At 46.8% G+C, this 6,948-nt stretch carries 7 protein-coding genes; 6 read left to right on the top strand and 1 reads right to left on the bottom strand.

Translation table 11 applies throughout. The features are described from left to right. Positions 1-133: 133 nt before the first annotated feature. A complete protein-coding gene (locus tag QVP40_RS00270; RefSeq protein ID WP_022066512.1) occupies positions 134-670 on the bottom strand; it encodes a hypothetical protein in 537 nt (178 codons plus the stop codon). A gap of 178 nt (positions 671-848) precedes the next feature. Between QVP40_RS00270 and QVP40_RS00265 the strand changes: the two genes are divergently transcribed. The 6 genes from QVP40_RS00265 to QVP40_RS00240 all read left to right on the top strand — a co-directional run bounded on the left by QVP40_RS00265 (position 849) and on the right by QVP40_RS00240 (position 6,885). Then, on the top strand, positions 849-1,196 hold the full coding sequence (locus QVP40_RS00265; RefSeq protein ID WP_022066511.1) for a hypothetical protein: 348 nt from the start codon (positions 849-851) through the stop codon (positions 1,194-1,196). 289 nt (positions 1,197-1,485) lie between these two features. Continuing rightward, the gene (locus tag QVP40_RS00260; protein WP_022066510.1) at positions 1,486-2,550 is read left to right on the top strand and encodes an L-threonylcarbamoyladenylate synthase; all 1,065 of its coding nucleotides are present in this window, start codon (positions 1,486-1,488) and stop codon (positions 2,548-2,550) included. After that, the gene (rpiB, locus tag QVP40_RS00255) at positions 2,547-2,978 is read left to right on the top strand and encodes a ribose 5-phosphate isomerase B (protein WP_022066509.1); all 432 of its coding nucleotides are present in this window, start codon (positions 2,547-2,549) and stop codon (positions 2,976-2,978) included. The genes QVP40_RS00260 and rpiB overlap by 4 nt, the downstream gene beginning before the upstream one ends. Positions 2,979-3,099: 121 nt before the next feature. After that, positions 3,100-3,588 carry a deoxycytidylate deaminase gene (locus QVP40_RS00250; protein WP_022066508.1) on the top strand — a complete coding sequence of 163 codons (489 nt, stop codon included), beginning with the start codon at positions 3,100-3,102 and terminating at the stop codon, positions 3,586-3,588. 524 nt (positions 3,589-4,112) lie between these two features. Further along, positions 4,113-5,552, top strand: coding sequence for a proline--tRNA ligase (proS, locus tag QVP40_RS00245; protein ID WP_022066507.1), 1,440 nt, complete (start codon positions 4,113-4,115; stop codon positions 5,550-5,552). Position 5,553: 1 nt separating this feature from the next. Beyond that, complete coding sequence (locus tag QVP40_RS00240) at positions 5,554-6,885, top strand: CCA tRNA nucleotidyltransferase (protein ID WP_138271324.1); 1,332 nt, start codon at positions 5,554-5,556, stop codon at positions 6,883-6,885. Positions 6,886-6,948: the final 63 nt, after the last annotated feature.

Genomic DNA, 6,948 nt, shown 5'->3' with positions numbered 1-6,948 from the left:
CTATATTGTAAAAGTCGGATAGGGGAAGATTTCTCTGAAACAGAAAAGGACTGTCTGAATTTGAAAATATCAAGTTCAGGCAGTCCTGTTTTTTTGCATCCGGTAAAGGAAAATGAGATATATTGAGCTGTTTTTACTGTATCCCCAGTTGATGTGCGAAAGCCAGGAACTGTTTTTCCATATCCCGGAAGGGATGCTCTTCCAGATCAGGCGCAGACTGAAGGGGTACGGTGGGATGATTTTTTTCACCCGGGAACAGAACCGGAAGCTCCGCAGAAAGAATATCGTTGTCAATCTGTTTCCACATCATATGTTCTTCAGAAGACAGGTCATTCAGATTAAATTTTTCCCAGATCACATTCATGATCATTTCTTCAATTTCAAGATAATTAGACAGATGCGCCTTTACCGGGCGGATGATGTCTGAGATATAGGCTTCGCTGGCATCGTGAAGGAGGCAGGCAAGAACCATGCGTTCAGACCATCCTCTGGCCCGGGCTTCTTTTGCGCAGTTGAGGCAGTGCTGGGCTACAGAGTAAAAGATCAGAGTCTGTCCTCCGCCCCGGCAAAGAAAGCTCAGGGCATGAGCAATATCTTCCAGACAGATATTTTCCGGCTTTATATGCATGGGATCAAATTTCCTGCCGGTACAGGTGTTCATAATACTCATAAAAAAGGCTCCTTTCTCCGGAAATTATATATGCTCAGATTAGCATATTTCCGGGAAAGGAGCAAGGTGTCAGTGGTTAAAAGGAGCATAGGAATACCTGCTTCCTGCTTGTTTTGGCAGTTCTCAGATGATAAAATAAAAAGAAAAATGAATGGTTTTTATATGGGGTGGCAGAATTATGACAGAAGATACAGGGAAAAATATATCAGAGGAACTGAAAAATGATTTTACGATGGATAAGCTCTGGGCTGTTCTGTGCCTGATGCAGGGCGAAAGGTTTTATACGGCGCGGGGACTTGAGTTTCATTATAAAATCCGGGGAAATGAGATTTTTGTGGACAGAAAGGTAAACAGTAAAAGTATTACCAGAAGCAGTGTGGAAATGGTTTTTAGGAAACTGCAGGAGAGGCGGCAGGGAGGAGAGGAATTTCCCCTTCCCGTACAGGGACCGAAAAAACTGGGGGTATTCGGCGCCAGCTATCTTTATCCTGTTCTGAAAAGGCTGGAGCTGGTAAGACCGGAATAAAAGAAATAAAGGGATATTTTTCAGACGCTATGTGAGAGACAAGGTATGTCCCTGTTAAGCTGCATGCAGATCCTATGGGCTGTCCCCAGGCAGGACAGCAGAATCCGGAAGCTGTACAGGGGAACAGATCCGGCAGGTACAACTGCAGGTTGTATATTTTTGAAAAATAAACTATAATAAACATCTGAACAGACAGTCTGAATGGGCTGAGTAAAATACATGCCGGGAATGACCTGCAGTCGTATAAAAACTGCAGGTATATACCAATAAAGACAGGGAGTTGCAGAAGATGAGAGCAGAGGTTGTGAGCATGGATGCGAAGCATCCGGATAAAGAGGCAATAAAAAGAGCAGGACAGATACTGAAAAACGGAGGGCTGGTGGCTTTTCCAACGGAAACAGTATACGGACTGGGAGGAAATGCCCTGGATTCCCGGGCATCCATGAAAATTTATGCTGCAAAGGGACGTCCGTCAGACAATCCTCTGATCATTCACATTGCAGATATGGACAGCCTGAAAGAGATTGTGTCGGAAATTCCGGAAAAGGCACAGCTTCTGGCAGAGAAATTCTGGCCGGGGCCTCTGACCATGATTCTTCCAAAAGCAGAGATTGTTCCCGGGGAGACGACCGGCGGTCTTGACAGCGTTGCAGTCCGGTTTCCCAGTGATCTGATCGCTCAGGAGCTTATCCGGGCGGCGGGAGGCTTTGTTGCGGCTCCGAGCGCAAACACATCGGGCCGTCCAAGTCCTACCAGAGCTGAGCATGTGGAGGAAGATCTGGGAGATGCCATTGATATGATCCTGGATGGAGGACAGGTTGGTATCGGCCTGGAATCTACGATTGTAGATTTTACAGAGGATGTTCCGGTAGTATTGAGACCAGGGTATATTTCTCTGGAAATGCTTCAGGAGATTCTGGGTGAGGTACGAATGGACAGAGGGCTTCTGATTACAGACAGCAGTGTTCATCCAAAAGCTCCGGGAATGAAATACCGTCATTATGCGCCAAAGGCGGATCTTGCTGTTGTGGAAGGAAATACAGAGCAGGTAATCGCCTATATAAACCGTATGACAGAAGAAGCGGTAAGTCAGGGCAGACGTGTGGGGATCATTGCCACAGACGAAACGTCAGCTTTGTACAAAAACGGAGTTGTGCGGAGTATCGGAAGCAGGGAGGATGAGGAGACGATCGCCCATCATCTTTACGAAGTGCTTCGGGATTTTGACGGGGATGGTGTCAGCGCTATTTACTCAGAGGCATTTTATACGCCCAGAATGGGACAGGCTATTATGAACCGGCTTTTAAAAGCTGCAGGACATAAGATTATAAACGTACAGGAGGAACAGGAATGATAGCATTAGGATGTGACCACGGTGGATTTGAACTGAAACAGGAGATTAAAAAGCATCTGGATCAGCAGAATATAGAGTATATTGACTATGGATGCGACAGTCAGGAGGCTGTTGATTATCCGGTTTATGCAAAAAAAGTGGCAAGAGCGATACAGAATGGTGAATGTGAAAAGGGAATCCTGATCTGCGGAACAGGTATTGGAATTTCCATTACAGCAAATAAATTTAAGGGAATCCGCGCAGCACTTTGTACAGACTGCTTCAGCGCAGAGGCAACAAGACTTCACAATGATGCCAATGTTCTGGCAATGGGAGGAAGAGTTGTAGGCGCAGGTCTTGCGCTTAAGATCGTGGATACTTTCTTAAACACACCGTTTTCCAATGACGAAAGACATATTCGCAGAATCAGCCAGATAGAGACAGACTGATATAAAGAAGATAAAGGGGACCGGACGATCTGTAAAGGGTTTGTCCTGTTTACCTGAATCACAAAGCCTGTTGATCTCAGACAACAGGCAGTTTATAAAGTATTATGGGGAGGGTTTTACAATGGAGAAAGAAAAAAGAATGGACTATATTTCCTGGGATGAGTATTTTATGGGGGTGGCAATGCTTTCCGGGATGCGGTCCAAGGATCCTCATTCACAGGTGGGAGCCTGTATTGTAAGTGAGGACAACAAGATTCTTTCCATGGGATACAACGGATTTCCTATGGGATGCTCGGATGATAAGTTTCCGTGGGCAAGAGAAGGCGATGCCCTGGACACAAAGTATCTTTATGTGACTCACAGTGAGCTGAACGCAATCCTGAATTACAGAGGCGGAAGCCTGGAGGGCGCGAAGCTTTACGTTTCACTTTTTCCCTGTAATGAGTGCGCCAAGGCCATTATTCAGTCCGGGATCAAAACCATTGTATATGACTGTGACAAATATGAAAATACTCCGTCCGTGATCGCGTCCAAGCGTATGCTGGATGCAGCCGGCGTCAGATACTATAAATACAACCGTACCGGAAGAGAGATCAGGATTACTGTCTGAAAAGGTAAAAATGCTGTCTGCCCAGAAAATTCTGTCAGATTTTTACGGGGCAGCCATAAAAGTGCGGGATTTGTTCCGGGTTTTCCGTTCAGGAGGCTTGACACAGGAGATTTTTTCGCATACAATGAGTAAAAGTTCGTGGAAACACAACTGAAAACAGAAAACGGCGAAGAAGAGAATAGTACACGCAGAGCAATCTCAGAGAGAAATCCCGAAGCCTGTTCAGCTGTCAGGCGGTGGTGTGAGGATTTTGTGCGCGAACCGTGGAACCGGCCTCAGAGCTCCGTGCAATTGAAGTACGGCGTATTTCTGCGTTAAAGAAACAGGAGAGAGCAGTATAAATACAGACTGTCCGTGAGGCAGCTGTTTATGGAGGTACTGCTAATCAGGGTGGTACCGCCGAAGTCCTTCGGTCCCTTTGCAGGGATTGGAAGGGCTTTTTTTATTTACCGGGAAAGTAGTGCATTCTGTCCTTCCCAGTCCCGGAAACAGGAAATAACAGTATTGAAAAAAGGAGAATGATCATGGCAAAAGAGAAAAAATTAGTAGAAGCCATCACTTCCATGGAGGAAGATTTTGCGCAGTGGTATACTGACGTAGTAAAAAAGGCAGAGCTTTGCGATTACACAAGCGTAAAGGGCTGCATGGTGATCAAGCCGGCCGGCTATGCCATCTGGGAAAACATCCAGAATGAGCTGGACAGAAGATTCAAAGAAACAGGCGTTCAGAATGTTTACATGCCTATGTTTATTCCGGAGTCTCTTCTTCAGAAAGAAAAGGATCACGTAGAGGGCTTTGCGCCGGAGGTTGCATGGGTAACTCACGGCGGACTGGATCCTCTTCAGGAGCGTCTCTGTGTGCGTCCGACCTCTGAGACTCTGTTCTGCGATTTTTATCAGAAGGAGATCCAGTCCCACAGAGATCTTCCGAAGGTTTACAATCAGTGGTGTTCTGTAGTCCGCTGGGAAAAAACAACCCGTCCGTTCCTGCGTTCCAGAGAATTTCTGTGGCAGGAAGGCCATACTGCTCATGCAACAGCTGAAGAGGCGGAAGAGAGAACCATTCAGATGCTGAATGTATATGCAGACTTCTGTGAGGAAGTTCTTGCAATCCCGGTTGTAAAAGGCCAGAAAACAGACAAAGAAAAATTTGCAGGCGCAGAGGCGACTTATACAATCGAGTCTCTGATGCACGATGGAAAAGCTCTGCAGTCCGGAACCAGCCATAACTTCGGCGACGGCTTTGCAAAAGCTTTCGGTATTCAATATACAGACAAAGAAAACAAGCTTCAGTATGTTCATCAGACATCCTGGGGAATGACAACCCGTATGATCGGAGCTATCATTATGGTTCACGGTGACAACAGCGGTCTTGTGCTTCCTCCGAGAATCGCTCCGGTACAGGCTGTGATCATTCCGATCCAGCAGCGCAAAGAGGGTGTTCTGGAAAAAGCAGATGAGCTGTTTGAGACTCTGAAAGCTGCAGGAATCCGCGTGAAGGTGGACGATACAGACAGAAGTCCGGGATATAAATTCTCCGAGCAGGAAATGCGCGGTATTCCGGTTCGTATTGAGTGCGGTCCCAAGGATATCGAAAACGGACAGGCTGTGATCTGCCGCCGTGATACACGGGAAAAATATGTGGTAACTTTTGAGGAGCTGGCAGGAAAGGTTCAGGAAGTTCTTGACACCATGCAGAAGGATATGCTGGAAAGAGCCCGCGCTCACCGGGAAGCTCATACCTATGTTGCAACGGATTATGAAGAGTTTAAAGAGACCATCAACACGAAACCGGGCTTTGTAAAAGCAATGTGGTGCGGCGATCAGGCCTGCGAGGACAAGATCAAGGAAGACGTACAGGCAACTTCCAGATGTATGCCGTTTGAGCAGGAGCATTTAAGCGATGTGTGCGTATGCTGCGGAAAACCTGCGAAAAAAATGGTTTACTGGGGAAGAGCATACTAAGATGAAGCTGAATATACCTTCCGGTGCGGAAATTATTCTGAATACGCTGGAACAGCACGGATATGAGGCCTATGTAGTGGGCGGCTGTGTCCGGGATTCCATTCTGGGACGCTGTCCCGATGACTGGGACATTACCACATCTGCATCTCCGGAGCAGGTAAAAGCGCTTTTCAGAAGAACTGTAGATACCGGACTTCAGCATGGAACAGTAACCGTTCTCATAGAAAAAGAAGGCTTTGAGGTAACTACTTACCGGGTGGACGGCGATTATGAGGATGGCCGTCATCCCAAAGAAGTAAGGTTTACCTCAAATCTTAAAGAGGATCTGAAACGGAGAGATTTTACCATTAATGCCATGGCATATCATCCTGAGAGGGGACTTGTAGATCTTTTTGGCGGAGTGAATGACATGGAAAAAAAGGTGATCCGCTGCGTGGGTGATCCCATGGAGCGGTTTCAGGAGGATGCGCTGAGGATTCTGAGAGCTGTCCGCTTTTCCGCCCAGCTGGGCTTTACCATAGAAGCGAGTACAAAGGAAGCCATAGGAGCTCTGGCTCCCAATCTTAAACTGGTCAGCGCCGAGAGGATTCAGGTGGAGCTTGTAAAGCTTCTTGTTTCCCCCAATCCGGACTACCTCCGTGCTGCATATGAAACAGGGGTGACAGCAGAGTTTTTGCCGGAGTTTGATGTGTGCATGAAAACTGATCAGAATACTCCCCATCACTGTTATACAGTAGGCGAACATATTCTGAAAAGTCTTTTGCACGTCAGAGCGGACAAGGTTCTTCGCCTGACCATGCTTCTTCATGACATTGGTAAGCCGGTGGTAAAAACAACGGACGAAAATGGCCGCGATCATTTTAAAATGCACGGACCGGAAAGTGAGCAGATGGCAAAAGCCATTCTGCGCCGGCTGAAATTTGATAATGACACCATTCATAAGGTTTGTCGGCTTGTAAAGTGGCATGACGCCAGACCGGCAGCCCAGATGCCAAATGTACGCCGCTCTGTCAACAAAATCGGGGAAGATATTTTTCCACTTTATCTGGAGGTTCAGAGAGCAGATATGCTGGCGCAAAGCACTTATCAGCGCCGGGAAAAGGAAGAGCGGCTGGAAGGTGTGAAATCCTGTTATGAGCAGATCGTGGAGAAAAAACAGTGTGTTTCCCTGAAAAGTCTGGCAGTTACAGGCAGAGATCTTATTCAGGCCGGTTATAAGCCGGGCCCTTATCTGGGAGAAATTCTGGATCAGCTTCTGGAGCATGTTCTGGAGTATCCGGAAGACAATCAGAAGGAAACGCTGATGCAGCTGGTGAAAGAATACCAGGATTAAAATTTCAGAAAGCATGAAACGTATAGGAGAGGTCCCTTCACAGAAATTTTCTGTGGAGGGATT

The sequence above is a fragment of the Blautia sp. CAG:257 genome (genome assembly GCF_000433815.1).
Classification (GTDB): Bacteria; Bacillota; Clostridia; order Lachnospirales; family Lachnospiraceae; genus Blautia_A; species Blautia_A caecimuris.
The sequence above is the reverse complement of the archived record's forward strand: the minus strand, read 5'-3'. Positions and strand labels throughout refer to the sequence as shown.